This is a genomic window from Acinetobacter sp. YH12239 (assembly GCF_013417635.1).
Classification (GTDB): Bacteria; Pseudomonadota; Gammaproteobacteria; order Pseudomonadales; family Moraxellaceae; genus Acinetobacter.
The window spans coordinates 21,460-42,293 of record NZ_VPDP01000015.1; the positions used below are offsets into that span (position 1 = coordinate 21,460).

Annotated in this window: 19 protein-coding genes; 7 read left to right on the forward strand and 12 right to left on the reverse strand. The window is 38.8% G+C overall.

Annotated features, from left to right (window positions below; translation table 11 throughout):
- Positions 1-35: 35 nt before the first annotated feature.
- The gene (locus FTV17_RS12075) at positions 36-1,670 is read right to left on the reverse strand and encodes a phospholipase D family protein (RefSeq protein WP_179999902.1); all 1,635 of its coding nucleotides are present in this window, start codon (positions 1,668-1,670) and stop codon (positions 36-38) included.
- 99 nt (positions 1,671-1,769) lie between these two features.
- Between FTV17_RS12075 and FTV17_RS12080 the strand changes: the two genes are divergently transcribed.
- The gene (locus tag FTV17_RS12080; protein WP_179999850.1) at positions 1,770-2,780 is read left to right on the forward strand and encodes a metallophosphoesterase; all 1,011 of its coding nucleotides are present in this window, start codon (positions 1,770-1,772) and stop codon (positions 2,778-2,780) included.
- A 40-nt stretch (positions 2,781-2,820) separates the two neighbouring features.
- Here FTV17_RS12080 and FTV17_RS12085 read toward each other — a convergent pair whose 3' ends face one another.
- Complete coding sequence (locus FTV17_RS12085) at positions 2,821-4,131, reverse strand: MFS transporter (RefSeq protein ID WP_179999852.1); 1,311 nt, start codon at positions 4,129-4,131, stop codon at positions 2,821-2,823.
- Between the two features lie 140 nt (positions 4,132-4,271).
- Positions 4,272-4,910 (reverse strand): hemolysin III family protein, encoded by a 639-nt coding sequence (locus tag FTV17_RS12090; RefSeq protein ID WP_179999854.1) that lies wholly within the window; start codon positions 4,908-4,910, stop codon positions 4,272-4,274.
- A gap of 103 nt (positions 4,911-5,013) precedes the next feature.
- Here FTV17_RS12090 and FTV17_RS12095 point away from each other — a divergent pair, with 103 nt between their 5' ends.
- Positions 5,014-6,225 (forward strand): SAM-dependent methyltransferase, encoded by a 1,212-nt coding sequence (locus tag FTV17_RS12095; protein WP_179999856.1) that lies wholly within the window; start codon positions 5,014-5,016, stop codon positions 6,223-6,225.
- Between the two features lie 21 nt (positions 6,226-6,246).
- Positions 6,247-6,675, forward strand: a complete 429-nt coding sequence (locus tag FTV17_RS12100; protein ID WP_179999858.1) for a GNAT family N-acetyltransferase — start codon at positions 6,247-6,249, stop codon at positions 6,673-6,675.
- A 37-nt stretch (positions 6,676-6,712) separates the two neighbouring features.
- Here the strand turns inward: FTV17_RS12100 and FTV17_RS12105 are convergent, their stop codons facing one another.
- Both FTV17_RS12105 and FTV17_RS12110 read right to left on the reverse strand, forming a co-directional pair.
- On the reverse strand, positions 6,713-7,042 hold the full coding sequence (locus FTV17_RS12105) for a hypothetical protein (protein ID WP_179999860.1): 330 nt from the start codon (positions 7,040-7,042) through the stop codon (positions 6,713-6,715).
- Positions 7,043-7,162: 120 nt separating this feature from the next.
- Positions 7,163-7,816, reverse strand: coding sequence for a LysE family translocator (locus FTV17_RS12110; RefSeq protein ID WP_179999862.1), 654 nt, complete (start codon positions 7,814-7,816; stop codon positions 7,163-7,165).
- A 137-nt stretch (positions 7,817-7,953) separates the two neighbouring features.
- On the opposite strand from FTV17_RS12110, the gene FTV17_RS12115 reads away from it, so the two are divergent.
- Positions 7,954-8,421 (forward strand): Lrp/AsnC family transcriptional regulator, encoded by a 468-nt coding sequence (locus FTV17_RS12115; RefSeq protein ID WP_179999864.1) that lies wholly within the window; start codon positions 7,954-7,956, stop codon positions 8,419-8,421.
- A 38-nt stretch (positions 8,422-8,459) separates the two neighbouring features.
- On the opposite strand, the gene FTV17_RS12120 is transcribed toward FTV17_RS12115, so the two are convergent.
- The 4 genes from FTV17_RS12120 to FTV17_RS12135 form a co-directional block, all read right to left on the reverse strand.
- Positions 8,460-10,592 carry a 3-hydroxyacyl-CoA dehydrogenase NAD-binding domain-containing protein gene (locus FTV17_RS12120; RefSeq protein WP_179999866.1) on the reverse strand — a complete coding sequence of 711 codons (2,133 nt, stop codon included), beginning with the start codon at positions 10,590-10,592 and terminating at the stop codon, positions 8,460-8,462.
- Positions 10,593-10,603: 11 nt separating this feature from the next.
- A complete protein-coding gene (locus FTV17_RS12125; RefSeq protein ID WP_035267939.1) occupies positions 10,604-11,809 on the reverse strand; it encodes an acetyl-CoA C-acetyltransferase in 1,206 nt (401 codons plus the stop codon).
- Positions 11,810-12,018: 209 nt separating this feature from the next.
- Complete coding sequence (locus tag FTV17_RS12130; protein WP_179999868.1) at positions 12,019-12,309, reverse strand: hypothetical protein; 291 nt, start codon at positions 12,307-12,309, stop codon at positions 12,019-12,021.
- Positions 12,310-12,562: 253 nt separating this feature from the next.
- Entirely contained in the window at positions 12,563-13,573 is a 1,011-nt protein-coding gene (locus FTV17_RS12135) for an AraC family transcriptional regulator (protein ID WP_092768523.1), read from the reverse strand.
- A 210-nt stretch (positions 13,574-13,783) separates the two neighbouring features.
- On the opposite strand from FTV17_RS12135, the gene FTV17_RS12140 reads away from it, so the two are divergent.
- Both FTV17_RS12140 and FTV17_RS12145 read left to right on the forward strand, forming a co-directional pair.
- Positions 13,784-14,902, forward strand: coding sequence for a CaiB/BaiF CoA-transferase family protein (locus tag FTV17_RS12140; protein ID WP_179999869.1), 1,119 nt, complete (start codon positions 13,784-13,786; stop codon positions 14,900-14,902).
- Between the two features lie 131 nt (positions 14,903-15,033).
- The gene (locus FTV17_RS12145) at positions 15,034-16,029 is read left to right on the forward strand and encodes a DUF2804 domain-containing protein (protein WP_179999870.1); all 996 of its coding nucleotides are present in this window, start codon (positions 15,034-15,036) and stop codon (positions 16,027-16,029) included.
- A 54-nt stretch (positions 16,030-16,083) separates the two neighbouring features.
- Here the strand turns inward: FTV17_RS12145 and FTV17_RS12150 are convergent, their stop codons facing one another.
- Complete coding sequence (locus FTV17_RS12150) at positions 16,084-16,953, reverse strand: metal-dependent hydrolase (protein ID WP_179999872.1); 870 nt, start codon at positions 16,951-16,953, stop codon at positions 16,084-16,086.
- Positions 16,954-17,112: 159 nt separating this feature from the next.
- Positions 17,113-17,988 carry a metal-dependent hydrolase gene (locus FTV17_RS12155; RefSeq protein WP_179999874.1) on the reverse strand — a complete coding sequence of 292 codons (876 nt, stop codon included), beginning with the start codon at positions 17,986-17,988 and terminating at the stop codon, positions 17,113-17,115.
- 141 nt (positions 17,989-18,129) lie between these two features.
- Here FTV17_RS12155 and FTV17_RS12160 point away from each other — a divergent pair, with 141 nt between their 5' ends.
- Positions 18,130-19,185: an AraC family transcriptional regulator gene (locus tag FTV17_RS12160; protein ID WP_179999876.1), complete on the forward strand. Its 1,056-nt coding sequence runs from the start codon at positions 18,130-18,132 to the stop codon at positions 19,183-19,185.
- Positions 19,186-19,247: 62 nt separating this feature from the next.
- Here FTV17_RS12160 and FTV17_RS12165 read toward each other — a convergent pair whose 3' ends face one another.
- Positions 19,248-20,585 carry a Na+/H+ antiporter NhaC family protein gene (locus FTV17_RS12165; protein ID WP_179999878.1) on the reverse strand — a complete coding sequence of 446 codons (1,338 nt, stop codon included), beginning with the start codon at positions 20,583-20,585 and terminating at the stop codon, positions 19,248-19,250.
- Between the last annotated feature and the right edge of the window lie 249 nt (positions 20,586-20,834).

Genomic DNA, 20,834 nt, shown 5'->3' on the forward strand with positions numbered 1-20,834 from the left:
AGAAGCAAAGCAGGGATCATGATGATCCCTGCTTTTTACATGAATCCTTCGATTGGCAACCACGAGATAACTTTCAAGCTTGCTTTTTGCCACCATTTCATTTTTGGTTCTTTGGTATAGATTTTAATACCTTCAGGTGTCGCTTGTTTCCAATTAATATTATTTTGTGAATCTAGAACTAATTTATAGGCATATTTTTTTAGGTTCTGATCCATGGTTTTATGGACAGCTTGCGCTAGGGGCTGGCTGTTTAAAATGACGCCAATTTCAGTATTTAAATTGGCTGAACGTGGATCAAAATTAAATGATCCGATAAATACTTGCTTATCATCCAAAGCCATCATTTTTGCATGCAGGCTTGAGCGACTCAGCCCTTTAAGGCTCACTTTGGACTGCTTAGAAATTTCAATATTATTTTTATTTTGGAATTCTTCTGGCAAAGCAGGGAGGAACTCATATAACTCTACGCCGTTTTGCAGTAAATCCTGACGATATTTCGCATAAAATGCATGTACAAGCGCAACATCATTGGCTTTAAAAGAGTTGGTCAGTACGCGAACTTTAACGCCATCTTGTGCGATCGCACTTAAGCGTTGCTCACCCTTGCGTTCAGGAACGAAGTAAGCGGAAATGATATCGACACTTTTTTCTGGTTTCTCTAAGCGTTCAACCAGTTGAAAGTTGAGATGTTCTTCTTTCTTAGCTTTCGCTTTGATTTTTTCAGGAGAATCTTTAATGACTTCTGCTTTCACCCAATCCAGCTTAATTTCTTGATTGAGCCAACGATCAAAATCATGAGATTCACGAGTAATTTCAACATAACTACGTACAGCACCATCATCAAAGTGCTCTTGCAGTTGCTGTTTTAAACCTTCATAGCGCAATGTATATTGTTGATGATTGACAATATTTTTAACTGGATAGGCATATTCATGATTCCAGTACTCATCAAATGAGTGTGTAATATCACTTACTGCATGACCGACAAGCATGACATCAACATCTGAAAATTGATATCGGTCACTGACATTGTAGTATTGATTACTCATATTTCGGCCGCCAATCAGGGTAATTTGATTGTCAGCTGTAAACGTTTTGTTGTGCATCCGTCGATTGATACGTTTCAGATCCAAAATCATATCAACGGGTCTAAGGCGTCGGAATTTATAAGGATTGAATAACTTTACGTCAATGTTTTGATGTTGATCCAGCGCGAGATAAATACTTTCCATCGTCTTAGCGTTGTTGTCATCCATTAACAATCTGACTTTTACACCACGATCAGCAGCTTGAATGATTTTATAAAGAGCCAATGCACCTACACGGTCGTTATCCCAAATGTAATATTGAAGGTCGAGTGTTTTCTCAGCTTTCTCAATTAATTGAAAACGTGCAGCTATCGCTTCGATTGGATCATATAAAACATGAAAACCTGTTAATTCAGGATTCTTAATTTTCAAAGGTTCGACAATTTGCGCCAATGAAGTGTCATGAGTGTCGATGTCGTACGCATATTGAGGTGCAATAGCTTGTTGAGTAGGTAAAGTTGAGCATGCAGGTAAAGCAAGAACCAAACATGAACTCATGATGAAGCGCATTTTAAAAGATGTTCTCTTTTGGCGATTCAATTGTTGAGATTGATTCTTTTTCATGTGATTTGCTTGCATAATCTATTCTTTGAACTCAGTGTGCTAAAGTATAAAGAGCACCATTTAAAAGATAAATGAACCACTCAGATTATTCGTCTGATTTAATGAAAGAGATTGAATATGTGGACAACAAATAACATCCTTGCTGCGTTCTATATTATTTTCTCGCTCTTCGCTATTTGGGGAGTCACGCAAGCATGGATGAGCCAATCTCGAACTGAAACCATACATCCATTTAAAGCCTTTGTTCATCTCTTGGCATTTTATCTTTCTTATTTACTTGTTCCGTTGTGGTTTTTTAGTATTTTTGCTACTTGGCAAGGTATATTTTCATTGCATGAAGGTGTGTTTATTTTCTTGTTGAGCAGTGTATTGATTTATGCACGTTTCATTGAGCCACATCGTGTAGTAGTGAATAACCTGAGTTACAAGTTAAGTTCAACGCAACCCTTTAAACGTCCGATTAAAGTGGCATTAATTGCAGACCTACATATTGGATTGTTTTCTGGGCATGAAAGACAACTGAAAATTATCGTAAATAAGATTAATCAAGCTCAACCAGATTTAGTGGTTGTGGCAGGAGATTGGACCTACGAACCAGAAAATAAGCTGGCAGAAGAGCTCCGAGTATTGAGAGAAATCCAAGCGCCTGTCTATTCTGTAAATGGTAATCATGATGAGCAATATCCAGGTCCACCGATTCAGGCATTATTAAAAGATGCGCTAGCTTCAAATCAGGTGATGGATATTGAAGGTAAGATTGTTGAGTTTGATGAGTTTAGATTGATTGGTGTGGGGGATTTGTGGGCAGGTAAGGCTGACATGCGGGATATGCTTGATTTACCACAAGATAAGCCGTGGGTGATTCTGTCACATAATCCGGATACGGTGGACATGGTGCCAAAATTGCCAACTCATCCGTTGATGTTGTCAGGGCATACACATGGGGGACAAGTGGAACTTCCGTGGTTGACAGATTACATCATGCAAAAAGTGTCTATTTTGGGTCATAAACGTGGTCTATATAAGCATGAACATGCCAATGTTTATGTGTCCGTAGGTACTGGGATGGTAGGTGTCCCATTCAGATTCAGAGTACCACCGATGATTGATATCATTGAACTCAGCTAATAAAAAAACCGGCTTAAGCCGGTTTTTTTAGATGAAAACATCAAATTTGATTATTCACATCATCATGTTTCGTTTCGCGAATCATCAGGAAAGCAATCAGTGAAAGGATTGATGCAGCCGTCAAATAATAGCCTACTGCAGACAAACCATATTCAGTTGCTAATTTCGTTGCAATCAAAGGTGCGAAAGATGCACCAAAAATACCAGCAAGGTTAAATGTTAACGCCGAACCAGTATAACGCACCGATGTCGGGAAGATTTCTGAAAGTACCGTACCGATTGGACCATAGGTTAAGCCCATAATCGCAAGACCAATACATAAGAATAAGAACACAATCAGTGTGCTTCCTGACTCCAACATGTCCGCAAAGAAAATACCAAAAATAGCAGAAATTACACACACCGCGATCGAAGTGGTTTTACGACCGAATTTTTCCGCAAAAATTGCAGAAAGGGGAATAAATGCTGCAAAACAAAGCGTTGCAACCAACTGAAGTTGTAGGAACTCTTCACGAGAGTAACCTAATTGTTTTGTACCCCATTGCAATGCAAATACAGTAGTTAAGTAAAAAACTACGAACGTACAAATGGCTGCAATCGTTCCGAGGACAAGCATTTTTGAATGCTTTTTAAAAACTTGTACAAAAGGAACATTCACTTCTTTTTGTTTATCAAGCACGTTTTGGAATGCTGGCGTTTCATGCAACTTTAAGCGAATCCACAAGCCTACAATCACCAATAAGGCACTTGAAATAAATGGAATACGCCATCCCCAGGACATGAATACTTCTTCACTCATGAATGCCCCAAGTGTAAGGAAAGAGCCTGTGGCAAGGATGAAGCCGATAGGTGCACCAAGTTGAGGGAACATACCGTACCAAGCACGTTTACCTTCGGGTGCATTTTCAGTTGCGAGTAGAACTGCACCAGACCATTCACCACCTAAACCTAAGCCTTGACCTAAGCGGCACAAAGCTAAAAGTAAGGGTGCCACAATGCCAATTTGCGCATAGGTTGGAAGTAAGCCAATCGCAACGGTAGAAAGTCCCATGGTTAGCAAGGCTGCTACTAAGGTTGCTTTACGACCGATTCGATCTCCCAAATGACCGAATAGTGCGGCGCCGATAGGACGTGCGATGAATGCGATTGCAAAAGTTGCTAATGATTGAATCGTTGCTGTCATAGGATCTGTACTTGTTGGAAAGAACAAGTAAGGGAAAATAATGACTGCAGCTGTCGCGTAAATATAAAAATCGAAGAACTCGATGGTTGTACCAACGAGACTTGCAGTTAATACCCGAGTTTTAGAGTTTGCGGGCTGAGCTTGTTGTGATGCTGTATTAGACGCCATGAGAGACCTTACACTTACTAAAAATAAAAAACTTAGATTTAATAGCGTAATCTTTTAAAAAAGGCGTAATTTCTTAAAAAAATACGAAATACCAGCTTGCTCTACGGTGTTAGGGTTGCTAGACGATGTAGTTAAAGTGGTTATAGCACGTAAAGATAAATAGACAGGAAATGTGATCCTGCACCTATCAATACAAAAATATGCCAGATAGCGTGAGTGTATCTTACCTTTTTTAAAGCATAAAACAATGCGCCTATGGTGTAAGCAAGGCCACCAATTATAAGTAAGGTTAAACTTTGATCAGATAAATATGTGCGCATATCATCAATCACAAGTAATGCTAACCATCCCATTGCGAGATAGGCAAAAAGCGATATTTTTTGAAAATGGTGAATAAATACCAATTTGAATAAAGTGCCAATCGCCGCAATTACCCAAAGCGCAATTAATAAATAGTGAGCTTTTTGCGTTGGTAAAGCTATAGATAGAAAAGGCGTGTATGTTCCTGCGATGAGATAATAAATAGCCGTGTGGTCCAATTTTTTAAACCAACCCCGACGCTCAGGTGTTTCCGCAAAATGATAAAGACTAGATGCCGTAAAGAGTAGAACTAAACTGAGTCCATAGACCCAAAGCCCGATCCATTGCGCCAAAGGATAAGCAGCACCTTTTATAATCAATAAAATGGCACCGATGACGGCCAAGACAGCACCAATGGCATGACTGATGAAATTAATTTTTTCTTCTAATGGATCATACGAAGCATGAGATGCTTTCATTGTTCACTTACACATTTAATTATACACCTGTATCGTAATTGAATTTTGCTTTTCGCGTAAGACGCATTAAAATTTAATAGCATTTCTTTTTTTGGCACTGTTTATGACCGTTTCGGCATCTTCCACCCCACAAGAGCAACAATTTCTTGAAGCATTTCATCAAGCTTTAGCATCTCAGCGTTTTGATCGTATGATTCTTAGTCAATATCAGGGCGAGATAGAGGCTTTAGAGAAGATGACTATACGCATGATTCGATTACAAGATGAATGGATGCTGAATGTTCTGTATCGCTTTAAAACTCAAGATGTGACCAAAAATTTTCCAATTGATGAAGCTGATCCGTTGGTAAGTAACTTAGTCAGTGAATGCAAACAAGCCAATCTTTTTACATTGGACAGCGAGTTACAGCTCAAGAAAAATAAGAAAAAAGCGATCTTAACTCAAAGTAAAAAGGCTTCAGCCTCCAAGATTATTGAAAAATCACACGATCGTCAAAAACACCGTTTTGTTGAGCAAGAAAGTTATTTTCTTCAACCGTTGGGTATTACGGATCAAAAAGAACAAATTATTCCCAGCATGGCGCGTAAGTGGAAACAGATTAATAAATTTGTTGAGATCTGTTCCGGTGCATTAAACCAAATTCAAGTTGATCAGCAGCTCAACGTTGTCGATTTTGGCTCAGGTAAAGGTTATCTCACCTTTGCACTGTATGACTATTTACAAAAAAATGATTACAAGCCTTATGTAACAGGTGTGGAACTGAACGAGAAAATGGTTCAATTCTGTCAAGATGTTGCTCGTAAATCAGATTTTAAGCATTTAGATTTTTTCCAAGGAGATGTACGAACTTACTCGCCTGAAAAACTCGATGTCATGATTGCGTTGCATGCCTGTGATGTAGCAACTGATTTTGCGATTCATACCGGTATTCGATTGAATGCGCAAATGATTATGTGCGCGCCGTGCTGCCACAAAGAGTTGCGACCTCAAATGCAAAGTCCCTCTGTACTAAAACCAATGTTGCAGTTTGGTATTCATGAGGGGCAACAAGCTGAAATGCTGACAGATACAATTCGAGCGCTATTGTTAAAAGCCTATGGTTACGAGACAAAAGTTTTTGAATTTGTGGCTTTGGAGCATACCAGTAAAAATAAAATGATTTTAGCCACCAAGCGCAAAGACTTTAACGCACCAGATCAGCAAGTGTTGGATCAAATCATTGCATTAAAAAATATGTATGGTATTCAAAAGCACTCATTAGAGTTGCTTCTAAAAGGTGAGTGGGAGCAACAAAATATTGGTGAAAAGTGCTAATACACCTTTGGGAATTAACATATGAGTAATGTCTTCGATGTTCAAGTAGGTTCATGGTCGCAATTAAAGTTCTACGCGATGCAGATACGAGAGCAAGTATTTATTCTGGAACAACAAATTTCACCTGAAGACGAATGGGATATGGAAGATGAGACATCGATTCATTTTGTTGTTTTCCATGAAGATGAGGCAATCGCCACGGCTCGACTACTTCAAAATCATAGTATAGGCAGGGTAGCAGTCATAAAGGCTTATCGAGGAAAAGGTGTTGGGTTTGAGCTCATGAAATTTATAATTGAGTTTGCTCAAAGGGAAAAGCGACCAACCTTGAATCTTTCTGCTCAAGTTCATGCATTACCATTTTATCAACGTTTAGGGTTTGAGCCCCAAGGTAAGGAATACTTAGATTGTGGTATTCCTCATGTTTATATGACGATGCAGCTTGAATAAAAAACGGAGCCAATGCTCCGTTTTTTCATCACAAATATCAATGACTATGTGAACCTGATTCACCATCATGTGTATGACTGTGTTCGCCCATTGCTGCGTGTTCTTCTTCAGTCATATTGTGTTCAGTTGCACTGGCTTGAGCAGCTTTGTTGGCTTCGATTTTTGCTGCTGCTTCTTCAGACATCACAGGTGATGCTTTGAATGCATGATGTTCACTGGTTTCTGTTCGTTGTTTACTTGGCATATAGTCAGGTTCATTTTCAATGGCGACATAGAAAATCACCATAAATATAATACTTAAAATGATCGCGATAATTAGCGCTTTCCAACCCCAAGGAGATTTTTCTGGTGAAGAATGATCAGTCATAATGCTATACCAAGTTGGGTAAAATGAATCTGAGAATATGTTACTTTATAACACAGAATAGAAGTATAGAAATGTTCACAACAAAATATTGTTGTATTTATAAGCATATTTTAATGATCACTATGTAAAAGCTGAAATGTTCGAATAGATCAGGCTTAGTGATATAAATGCCATAATTGATGCTAATAATTTCATAATGATATCCATTTTTCTTTGAGAACATAAATATTTCATAATGATGATAGCCAAAGAAATATACAGTCCTCCAATCAAAACTAAGACGAACATTGTCGCGACATATACACTAAAGATCTGCTCTAAACTGAACATGGTATTGGAGGAAAGAAATGGGGGTAATAGTGCAATGTAAAACGTCATCGTTTTAGGATTGCTCATTGTGACAAGTAGGCCTTGTCCATAGGAGGTTTTGTAAATTTTTTTATTTGTCGGTGAAAAGTTGAAATGATTTTGGTTCATTTCACGGACATTGGATGCCCAAATTTGTATTGCTATGTATAGTAAATAAAATGCACCAATGATGATAATGATCTGAATAATTTTAGGATTTATAAATTGGTGAAGAAATTTAATAAAGATAAGAGATAAGGTTAAATATAAGAAATCACCTGTGATTAATCCAAATAGAGTAAACCAGCCATGCATTTTGGTATTTTTAATTGTATTAATTAGAATTGTAATCATACCTGGCCCGGGTACAGCGGCAGCAATAGTCAGAGCTAAAACATAAGTGCAAAAGTTTTGTTCTACAAACATGGATATCTTGTTATTTATGAAGGTAAGAACATTTTCAATTAAATACAAAGCACAAAGTGATCGTTTTCGCTTGTCTTTTCTACTGATTGAGGTATATCCTTTCTATAAATAAAATAAAAAAGGTTAAAATTTTCATTATGAACTTTGATAGATTTGATAAAAAAATTTTAAGACTACTTCAGCAAGATTCAAGAGTGACCAATCAAATACTGGCAGAACAAGTCGGTATTTCTCCATCACCATGTTGGCGTCGTGTTAAACGATTAGAAGACGAAAAAATTATCAAAGGATATGGTGTTAACCTTGATAGAAGAAAAATTAATTTGGGTGTAATGGTCTTTATACGAGTGTCAATTGATAGACATAGTGAAGTTGAAGCCAAAAAATTTGAAGAAAAGGTTCTAGAGTTAGATAACGTAGTCGCTTGTTATAGTATTGGCGGAGATGCAGATTTTTTGCTTCAAGTTGTGTCTCGAGATCTCGATACTTATGCAGATTTTGCTATGAAAACAATTAGAAGACTCCCTGGTATCAAGGAAATGCAGAGCATGTTTACGCTCAAAGAGATTAAGACTTTTAAGGGATTTCCAGTTACTTTAGATTGAAAAAACCTCTCCGAAGAGAGGTTTTTAATTTATATCAATCAGATTGATTGACCAGACTGAACTTTGTCCTTGAGGAGTTGAGGTGCTTTAAAACGCTCACCATACTTCGCTTCAAGCTGATTCGCGCGCTCAAGCGTTTGTGCGAGTCCATATTGATTGAGGAACTGTAAAGCGCCGCCAGTCCAAGGTGCGAATCCTATGCCAAAAATAGAACCGATATTTCCATCAATGACAGACTCTAAAACGCCTTCTTCCAAACAGCGCAGCGTATCCAAGGATTGAACAAATAGGAAGCGATCAATCATTTCTTGTTCAGAAATATCTGTTTCTTTCGTCCAATGGTTTAAACCATCCCAAAGGTATTTTTTACCACTTTCTGGATATTCATAAAAACCAGCACCAGCAGCTTTGCCTTTACGCCCAAACTCATGGATCATTTGCTTTAAAACATCTTCAGCAGGGGAGTGTGGTAAATCTTTGCCTTCAGCCTGAAGCGCTTTACGCGTTTCGTTGGTCACATGCTCAGACAAGGTTAATGCGACTTCATCTTGGATTGCTAATGGACCGACTGGCATACCTGCTTTTAAAGCAGCCATTTCAATTTTGGCTGGATGTACTCCCTCAGCCAGTAAACGCAAACCTTCGTTGACAAAAGTACCAAATACGCGGCTGGTGAAGAAACCACGACTATCATTCACAACGATAGGTGTTTTTCCAATTTGTTGAACATAATCATAGGCTTTAGCTAGTGTCTCAGCTGAAGTCTCTTTACCTTTAATAATTTCAACCAACTGCATTTTATCAACAGGGCTAAAGAAATGCAGTCCAATAAAGTTTTTCGCATCTTTACTTGCTGTTGCAAGACCTGTGATCGGTAAGGTGGATGTATTAGAAGCCATCACACCGCCGTCAACCAAATATTGCTCAGCTTCATGAGTTACTTTGGCTTTGAGTTCTTGATTTTCGAATACAGCTTCAATGATTAAATCACAGCCTTGTAGATCGGATGCATTTGCTGTAGGGGTAATGAGAGATAAAATTTGTTCGCGCTTTTCAGCAGTCATTCGACCTTGTGAAACACGCTTATCTAACAGTTTTTGACTATACGCCTTACCTTTTTCTGCATTTTCAATCGATACATCTTTAAGGACGACTTGAATCCCCTTAATCGCTGTCGAGTAGGCAATGCCAGCCCCCATCATTCCAGCGCCTAAAACACCTACTTTGGTCGCTTGCCATTTTGCAGGCTCTTTAGGGCGGCTTTCACCCGATTTGATTGCATTCAGTCCATGCCAGAAAGTACCAATCATGTTTTTCGCAACTTGACCAGTTGCCAGATACGTAAAATAGCGAGACTCAATAGTTAATGCAGTATCAACATCTACCTGAGCACCTTCAACGGCAGCAGCCATAATGGCTTCAGGGGCTGGATAGCAACCTTTTGTTTTGTCACGCAACATTGCTGGTGCAATCGCAAGGACTTGAGCCACTTGAGGTGATGATGGCGTACCACCTGGAATTTTGTATCCTTTAACATCGAATGGTTGTTGAGATTTTGGATTTGCTTTAACCCAAGCAATCGCTTTATCCATGAGCTCTTGTTCAGAATCAGCCGTATCTTGAATTAAGCCTAGAGATTTTGCTTTTTCTACACCAAATTGTTTACCTTCCATCAAGAAAGGAAAAGCATTCTGCAAGCCGAGCAGTCGTACCATACGCACGATACCACCGCCACCTGGTAACAATCCTAAGGTAACTTCAGGTAGACCAAATTTCGCTTTAGGATCATTTAATGCAATACGAGCATGACAGCCTAGTGCGATTTCCCAACCACCACCGAGCGCTGTTCCATTTAATGCAGCAACAACAGGTACACCCAAGGTTTCAATATAGCGGAATTCCGCTTTCATTTTTTGGATCATGCCAAAGAATTCAGTGGCGTGTTCTGGTTGAGCTTGAATCAACTCATCCAAATCACCGCCTGCAAAAAAGGTTTTCTTTGCAGATTTAAAAATGATACCTGTAATGCCAGATTCGGCTTTCAGTTTTGTTACCGTCTCTTCCAAAGCAACTCGGAAATCTGCATTCATGGTATTGGCAGACTGATTAGGTGAGTCTAAGGTGAGAATAACAATGCCATCAGCATTTTTTTCAAATTGAATTGCACTCATTATTCTTCTCCTTATACCAATTCAATGATCGTTGCGATACCCATACCACCACCTACACACAGTGTAGCCAAGCCACGTTTTTTACCTTGACGCTCAAGTTCATCGAGCAACGTACCTAAAATCATGGCACCTGTCGCACCGAGTGGATGACCCATTGCAATTGCACCACCATTTACATTGACTTTTGCAGGATCGACATTGAGTTCATTAATAAAGCGCATTACTACAGCCGCAAACGCCTCGTTCACTTCAAATAAATCGATATCATCAATGGTTAAGCCAGCTTTTTCCAAAGCTTTGCGTGCCGCAGGTGCTGGACCAGTTAACATGATTGTTGGATCAGTTCCGACAAGCGCAGTTGCTAATACTTTGGCACGTGGTTTTAAGCCTTGTTCTTGAACCGCTTTTTCAGATGCAAGTAGAACAACAGCAGCGCCGTCTACAATGCCTGAAGAGTTTCCTGCATGGTGAACGTGATTAATCTTCTGAGCTTCTGGATATTTTTGTAATGCGACTGCATCAAATCCCATACCACCCATCATTTCAAAGCTTGGATTTAATTTGGCTAAGCCTTCAACGGTGGTCGTTGGTTTGATGAACTCGTCTTTATCTAAAACGACAACCCCAGCTTTATCTTTTACTGGTACAACTGATTTATTGAAGTAACCATTCGCTTGAGCCGCTGCTGCTTTCTTTTGTGAATCTGCAGCAAAAGCATCTACATCAGCACGAGAGTATCCATCTAAAGTTGCGATTAAATCAGCACCAATCCCTTGTGGAACAAAGGTAGATTTCAGGTTTGTTTCTGGATCGAGTGCCCATGGCCCACCATCGGAGCCCATTGGAATACGCGACATTGACTCTACACCACCTGCAACGACAACATCTTCCCAGCCTGAACGAACTTTCTGTGCAGCAAGATTGACAGCTTCTAGTCCTGAAGCACAAAAACGGTTGATTTGAACGCCTGCTACATCATCATTCCAGCCTGCAGCAATTGCAGCAGTTTTAGCGATATCACCGCCTTGATCACCAATTGGAGTTACACAACCCAGTACGATGTCATCGACTTTAGAAGTATCGAGTTGATGGCGAGTTTGAAGTTCATTTAACAGCGTTGTGAGTAATGTGATTGGTTTTACTTCATGTAAAGAACCATCTTTTTTTCCTTTTCCGCGTGGTGTGCGAATGGCATCAATGATGTAAGCCTCGCTCATAATAGTTCCTTTTTTATAGGTTGAAATTGTTATGGTGTTTTGAGTGTAGATGATCTATGTGATTGTGCAATGACGAGAACGGATGAGTCGTTTGATATTTTTGGTCACTTAAAAATTAAATGTTTTAGATTGCGAAATGAAAAGTTTTTTAATGAATGTTAAAAATTAATAAAGCGAATGCTTAGATTATAATTTTGCTATATCAAATCTTAGGCGTTTGATATGGCAAGCTTTACACCATAAGAGCCTTCATCATCTTCATCAACAGACCAACCACTGTTAATTACAGCGGGTACTTTTTTATTGATAATCTGTCCTTTCAGCTTTTGTGCTTCTAATTTACTTAAATAGCCAAATGTTAATCCGTTGATTTCAACTTTGATTGCATTTGGATCGTATTGGTTAAATGGCTCTGACAGAACATGAGCAGTACATTCATGAAATTTAGATACAGCTTTTTTTTGACCAGCTATTTTAAGTAAATTTTTTTTAATATGCATTTTCTCCGACAATATTATAAGTGTACTGTATATCAGCTTGAGGTCGATAACTGTGTGATTTTACACTTTAAAAATAAATTGTTATTCCAATCAAAATTGATATTAGGATTGCAGTAAGTGTCATCTTATTATTCCTTTGAATATTCCGAATATTTTAATTTCAACTTGAATATTTTTGTTAAATAAATAAGCGCTTAAATCCATATGTAAAAAAAAGCCTGAACAATGTCAGACTTTTTTATGTTTGAATAAATTAATGATAACCATGTAATTGACGATACAGTCCTGGTGTGACACCTGTCCACTTTTTAAATGCTCGGTGGAAGGTACTGGTTTCACTAAAGCCGACTTGTTGTGCAACATCTTCTAAAGTTAAAGATGGGTTTAACAATAAGTGAATTGCGGCGTCTCGACGCAAAGCATCTTTCACACCTTGATAGCTCTTACCTTCAGCAGCTAAGCGACGGCGAAGCGTCTGTGGTGATAAATAGAGCATGGCTGCAACATCATTTAATGTTGGCATTTCTTCACCAATTTGACTCTTTAATACTTCACGAATACGTGATGTGAGCGAATTGGTATTTTTGAATTTCACCAACAGTTTCGCTGGAGCACCTTTTAGAAACTCTTCCAAGGTGTTTTCATCTTGGCGAATTGGAAGATCTAAGTAGTCTGCAGCAAATGTGATTTCAGTACGAGCTGAATCAAATTGGATTACTGGCGCAAAAAATAACGCATCATATTCATCTGCATGTTGTGGGCGTGGATAAGAAAAATGTACACGCTCTAAGGGGATGCGACGCTCAATAAGCCACGAGGCCAAACCATGCCAGATCATGAGCATACTTTCAGTAATGAAATGGTCAGGATCCATTGTTTTTGGAATGAGTGGAACTAAGCGTGCTTCATGTTTATCGCGCTCTAAAGTCACAGACCACTCATCACCGAATAACTTATAGAACTGTGATGATAACTCAAGCGCATCACCTAAAGTTTTGGCATGTATGATCAATTGACACATGATCGCAAAGGTCCCTAAGCGACGTGGCTGGATATCAAAACCAACGTGTTCATCTTGGGTGACCATCCACAGCATTTTAACAAAGCGTGTGTACTGCTCAGGAGAAATACGTGCTTTAGGTTGGCGGAGTAGTTCAGCTTCAATGCCGACATGTGAAAGTAAAGTGTCAACATCCATCCCTAGACGTTTTACCCCAGTCAGGGCTGCATTCACAAAATGGATACTTATCGTATCGCGACTCATGTTAAATCCTTCAGTCTCTTTGATGTTCACTGCTACTTGACCTAAATGACACAAAAAATAATTTAATTGGCAATTATCACTAGAGTAATTGCTCTTTTACATCATAAATTGCCGAAATGATCAAGGTAAATGGCTGAACATGACATTGTTAATCTTGTTTTATATTTCTATTATGGGTGAAAAATCAACATATTCTTGGTGAAAATAACAATGACAGCTGCATTAAAGGGATTGAAAGTTTTAGATTTTTCCACATTATTACCCGGACCTTTTGCAACCTTGTACTTAGCAGATCTAGGGGCAGAGGTGGTCCATATAGAGTCACCAAATCGACCAGACCTTGTCAGAATGTTGCCACCTTATGCAAATGGTCAAGCCACGGCGCACAGTTATTTGAATCGTAACAAGCAGTCGATTGCCCTAGATTTAAAAGATAGTCAGAGTATTGAACTCATTAAATCAAAAATTTCAGAATACGATATCGTGATTGAGCAGTTCCGTCCTGAAGTGATGCGACGTTTAGGACTCGACTATCAAACTTTATCTGAAATAAACCCACGTCTGATTTATTGTTCAATAACAGGATATGGGCAAACAGGTCCTTATAAAGATAAAGCGGGACATGACATTAATTATGTATCGCTCTCAGGGATTGCTGGGCATTCAGGTCGGCAGGAAAGTGGACCACCACCTATGGGGATTCAAATTGCTGATGTCGCAGGCGGTTCTTTACACGCAGTGATCGGCATTTTAACAGCCGTGATTGAAAGGCAACGAAGCGGTTTAGGTCAATATATTGATATCTCCATGACGGATTGTGCGGTGACCTTAAACAATATGGCTGCGGCAGCTGTACTTGCAGGTGGACAGAATCAATACCCTGAAAATGAACATCTGAATGGGGGAACATTTTATGACTATTATCAAACGCAAGACGGGCGCTATATCTCAATTGGGAGTCTAGAGCCTCAATTTATGACAGGTCTGGCAACTATATTAGAACTGCCTATCTTATTGGAAAAAGGAACTTCATTTGATGTTGAAGATCGAAAAGCAGTCAAGGCTGCGATCACTGATAAAATCAGGGAAAAAAGTTTTGATGTATGGCGTAAAACATTTTCTGAATTAGACGTATGTGTAGAACCTGTGTTAAATCTAGATGAAGCTCTGACGTCAGACTTGGCTCAACATCGTGCTTGGACAGTAGATGTACCTCTAAGGAAAGATGCAAATGAGGTAGAAAAACAGTTGGCTTGTCCAATTAAATTTTCAAGATCCAAGGCACAGTATCATTATATCGGCCAAACACTGGGTGAAGGGAACTGGTAGTCAAGGTATTGAATATATGAGAAAAAAGAACCGATCTTTATCGGTTCTTTAATCTATGCTTTCACACAGTAAATGAAATGCTTTAGACTAAAGTCTATAATTGTCATGGAATGAAATTAGGCTGAGTCCCAATGGATTTAATTCAAGTAAATGGTCAACCACGCTATGGGCGTTTTACAGAATTGCCAAGCGCAATTTCTGTTTCAAAATATATTTATAAAACGCCATATGGCAAAGTGCTCAAAGGGTGGAGAAAAAAACTTAAATATAAGAAATTTAAGTTTTGTAGTATCCAACATCAGCAATACAGTATTGGGATGGCTATCGTCGATATCGCTTGGGCGGGACATGGTTTCATCTATATCTATGACCATAACACCGGACAAGTCGTCGAGTGGAACGCGATTAATGTATTGGCACACAGTACGGTTCTAGATGAACAGCCACTATTTAATCATAGCCATTTTCAACATGGAAAAATCCAACTCGATATCCAACATGCCAATGGTGTTCGTTATATCAAAGTGATCAAACATGGTGAAGAAAAACTGTCCGCGCGAATCTTTTGTGCTGGAACAGATCCTTTGTCGATGTGCAGTCCTACTGGGATTAATGGTTGGACCTATACTCAGAAACTAACTACATTGGCCGTTGAAGGGTATTTCATTAATAAACAAAAAGAAAAAATTGAATTTAACTCACGAACTTTTGCTTCGCTTGATGATACTTGCGGATTTCTAAGACCTGAAACGGCTTGGTTTTGGCTATCTTCAAATTTTTGGGATGCGCAAGGAAATCGTGTGGGTTTGAATCTTGCCTCTGGCGTGAATGAAAGTTTTGGGAATGAAAATTGTTTGTGGATTAATGGACGCCTTTATGCGTTGACGGATGTTCTTTTTGAAATGCAAAATGATCAGATGTGGACCATACGATCTATGGATGACAAATTACAATTGACCATTGAAACAGGCTGGCGCCGTTATGAAAATCTTAATCTTAGAATGGTAGGCAGCCAGTTCAGTCAGTGGCAATCTAAAATTACGGGTTTTATTATTTCAGATGATGGTCAGCATATTGAGCTTAATCAAGAGTATGGACTATTAGAGCAACATTACGCTAAATGGTAATGGCGTCATAACAACAAAAAAGTCCGATTGATCGGACTTTTTTTACATTCTTTTTTATATCGCAGCTTGCCAAAAAGCTTCACCTGCTTGAATTGGATCTTGAGTTTCAGCGAGCGTATCAACCCAAACTTGGTATTGATGAATAATAGGGTGTTGGTTTGGGTGGAAATCAGGTTTAAACCAGTCTAAATATTCTCGTTTTTTTGCCGTTAAAATGCCATCTTTTCCAAGCAACCATTTCAAGCCTTGAGCAAACATTTTTAACCTTTCAATTCGACTAAAACCATCTTGTTTGAGAAGTCCATGTGTTCTTTGCATAGTAAATCCAAACATCATAAGCGTAACTAAAACCAAGGCGGTATAACGTGTAAGGTTTGAAGTCTGCGCTACCTCGATCATAACATCATAAGCAACATCGCGATGTTCCATTTCTTCAATACTATGCCATGCAAATAAACCACGGACAAAAGGATGTGCATGGGCCATCGTACTTTTATGACTGAAAAAGGTCGTTGCCATTAAAGCGGTTAAGTGTTCGCATGAAGCGGTGATCGCAATATTAAAACGATCAGGATACCTTTTTAACGCATGTTTGAAACGTTGATTGACTTGATGAATATATTTTTCAATCGGCATACCTTGCTCAATTAAAATTTTATTCATTTTGTCATGGGCAATACCGTGTTGCGCTTCTTGTTGAATAAAGTCTTTCACACGTTTGGCTAAGACAGGATCTTGAATATGCGGTTGAAATAGTCGGACACACTGTATGAAATATCGTTCTCCATCTGGAAATGTCAAACTCAAAGCATCAAATACACGTGTTTTAAAAGGATCGTTGTTAAACCAAAATCGTGGTACTTCGTTGAGTCGGAAATCAAGGTGCTTACGAATCACTGGATGGTATGTGGTAATTGCATTCATTTTATTTTTATCACTTATGCAGAAAGAACAAGTATGTAAAAAAATCACATTGAGGTCATTATCTCTACAGGACAAAAGAAGAGAGAGAAGGAGATCAAAACTGTAAGTAATGTCGGCTAAATCATCCGAATAAAAATGATCCAGCCGGCAATAGGAATATTATCGAGCTGCTTGCCAGAATGCTTCACCAGCTTGAATTGGATCATTGGTCTCGGCTAATGTTTTTACCCAGACATCATATTGGGCAATCACAGGATGTTGGCTTGGATGGAAGTCTTTATTAAACCAATCTAGGTATGGACCTTTCATTCTCGTTAACATGCCATTTCGACCGATAAACCATGGAAGTCCTTTGACGGTCATTTTGAAACGGTCTAAACGACTAAATCCGTCATACTTCAACATGATATTGGCACGATAAGTTGTAAATCCAAGCATCATGAAAGTTGTAAATGCCAAAGCAAATTGTCGAGTAAGTTCTGGAACATCACCGACTTGTTTCATGACATCAAAAGCCACATCACGATGCTCCATCTCTTCGATAGCATGCCATGCTAAAAGCGCGCGCACATAGGGGTGAGCATCTTCAAGGGTTGCTTTTTGACTATAAAAAGTATCAGCCATTAATGCAGTTAAGTGTTCGGCTGCAGCAGTCATGGCAATATTATATTGAGGTGAACGACGTGTCAGTTCGAATTTAAAAATTTTGTTAAGAACCTTAATAAATTGATCGACAGGCATACCTTGATCTTTCATGACCTGATTCATCTTGTCATGCGCAATTCCATGCTGTGCTTCTTGTCGAATAAAATCTGCGACTCGTTTTTGTAATTCAGGGTCTTTGATTTTATCTCTAAATAATCGAACTGATTCAATGAAGTAGCGCTCTCCATCTGGGAAAGTTAGACTCAATGCATCAAACATACGGGTTTTGAATGGATCTCCACCAAACCAAAAACGAGGAATTTCTGAGAGCTTGAAATTGAGATTCGTGCGTACGACAGGATCAACCTGATATTTTACCAATGCGTTCATCTTATTTTCATTCATCCGCTTTAGATCGTTTAAGTATGTATGGCATTGGTCTGATTGTTTTGACAGTACTTGCCATTTTTTATACATTTTACGACAAATGAAAATGAATAAAGTCAATTTTGCCTAAAGGAATAGTGCATCGTGAAAGATATTCAAATACCCAATGGATATTTCCATTTATGGCAAACATTTATTCAAGTGAAACAGCTCGATAAAGAGATAAAGACTGCATTAAATCAGGATGTTGATACGCTGAATAAGATTTTGGCAGCACCGATTGCCATGCAATCCTCTTATTCTTTTTTCTTAAAACTTAACTCTCTCACGCAGGTTTATTTGAATCGCGCCAATTATATTTTTGAAATGGCTCAATATGTGAAGCCTGAGCATTTTGGTGTGCTTGGATATATGGCGACACGAAGTGAGACGGTGGCGGAAGCACTGAACTATATTTTAAGATTTAGCCGCTTGGTGATTGATGGTGAAGAGATTACACCCATGCAGATTCACCAGAACGGTGAAATACTGATTTTAAGCTGGCCGTTTATTTGTGATGACTATAATTTTATCAATGAGTTGACGAATGCCATGATGGTCTCATTGGCAAAGCAAATATTAGTGCATGATACCTTTCCACTGTATAAAGTGATCATGGCGCACGAAGCGATTGCACCATTGTATGAATATCAAAAGTTCTATGGTTGTCAGGTAGAGTTCAGCCAAGTTGAATATCAGTTTCAAATTCGCACGCAGGGGTTGCAGCTAAAACCACAACAAGCAGATCCTTCACTTATGCAATTGTTGGTTCAACAAGCAGAAGAAGCGATTGCATCTAAACCCGTGCAGTCGAGTCTTGATCGGCAACTCCATTTAATTATTGCTGAGTATTTGCGTATTCGTCACGAAGCGCCAAAGATTGAAGATATTGCGACAGAATTATGTTTGTCGGTGAGGACTTTGCAACGACAATTAAAAGATCGTGGAACATCATTTAAACGCATACTTGAGCAAGAACGGATGTCACAATGTGAGCGCCTATTAAATCAGGGGCAAGAGTTAACGGATATCGCAGTGCAACTCGGTTACTCAGATCAGTCTGCGCTTGCTAGAGCATTTAAAATGTATAATGGAATAACGCTGTTGCAGTATAAAAAACAACTTAAACAACGTCCAATTCATCGTCATAATCTAAGTTAGAACATAAAAATAAAAAAGGTAAGCATCTAGCTTACCTTTAAAGACTCTATTTTTATGCCAGTCTAAATTTGATTCATCTGTATTTTGGGATATCTAAAAGCAATGGAGAGTATAGCAATCACCGCTAAGATCCAACAGTAATAAACGTTTTGGATCATTTCCATTGGCGATAATTTTGCAATTGAACACGCCAATAATAATTGTGCGCCAAACGGAATTAAGCCTTGAACAACACAAGAAAAAATATCCAACAAAGCAGCCGAGCGTTTTGGGTCAACACCATATTCTTTAGCAACTTCACGTGCCATATCGCCAGATAGAATAATGGCAACCGTATTATTTGCCACAAAGAAATTAGACAAGATTACCAGAAGGCAGATTCCGATTTCACCAGCTCTTTGCGTTCCTACTTTGAATAAACGCGTAAGTTGATAAATGCGTTGTATTAGCCACTCTAAGCCACCTTCTTTTCGCATAAGGGCAGAAATACCACCGAGTAACATTGAAAGCAATGCGACTTCAAACATGCCCAAAAAGCCATCGTAAATCGCATTATTTAATTTAAGTAGGTTAAAGTCAGGGGCTTGAATCAGACCGACGAGTCCAGACATAACAATGCCCAGCATAAGTACAGCCAACACATGTAATCGGCTAAAAGCCAAAGCAAATACGGCTAAATAAGGCAAAATCAGCCAAAAATTATAGTCATTGAAAGAAATTTGTTGCGTATCACGACTCATCACAAAATAAATCAAAATCGTGAAAAGCGCTGCTGGTACTGCAATCCATACATTGACTTTAAATTTATCCTTTAGTTCTACACGTTGGCTACGAGTTGCAGCGATAGTGGTATCTGAAATCATAGACAAGTTATCACCAAACATGGCTCCTCCAACCACAGCACCAATCGCAACAACAGGATTTATATCGGTGACTTGCGTGAAGCCAAATGCGATCGGCGCACAAGCAGCGATAGTACCCATTGAGGTTCCCATCGCGGTAGCAATAAACGCTGAAATAACAAAGAGCATTGGCAGGACAAAAGCCGAAGGAATGAGAGATAAACCTAATTGTACTGTTGCATCAACACTACCAATGGCACTACTAATACTGGCAAAAGCACCTGCCAGCATAAAGACCATAAACATTAAAATAAGATTAGGATGGCTTGCCCCACGGAGAAACTCATCTATACCTGTATTTAATTTGCCACGATAAAGTAATACCGCAAGAATAAGGGCGGGGATAGCAGCAATCGGGGCTTTAATTTGGTAGAAGGCAAACTCAGTGCCAATCAGAGTGTGATAAATACCGCTGCCCAAAAAAATGGCTAAAAACACAATAAGCGGTAGAAGGGCAAGCGCTCGCGGAGAAGCTTTGCCTGGGGAAATTGTGGTCATAACATAAGAAATAAAAGAGTAAGCATGTATAGTATAGAACAGCTTTGGCTAATTCAGAAAAGTTAAAATGTAAGTGCTAAGCTATTTGTTTTTAAACACTTTTAATCAATAAACATAAGTTCATATAAATATTCATGATTTAGAAAAAACAGAAAAAATCGAGCTTTTTGATCATTGTTAAAAAAATCAAAACATTGATAAATATGCACTTGGAATACTTAACTGAAAAGAGTGTTTGGTGCTTTTCAT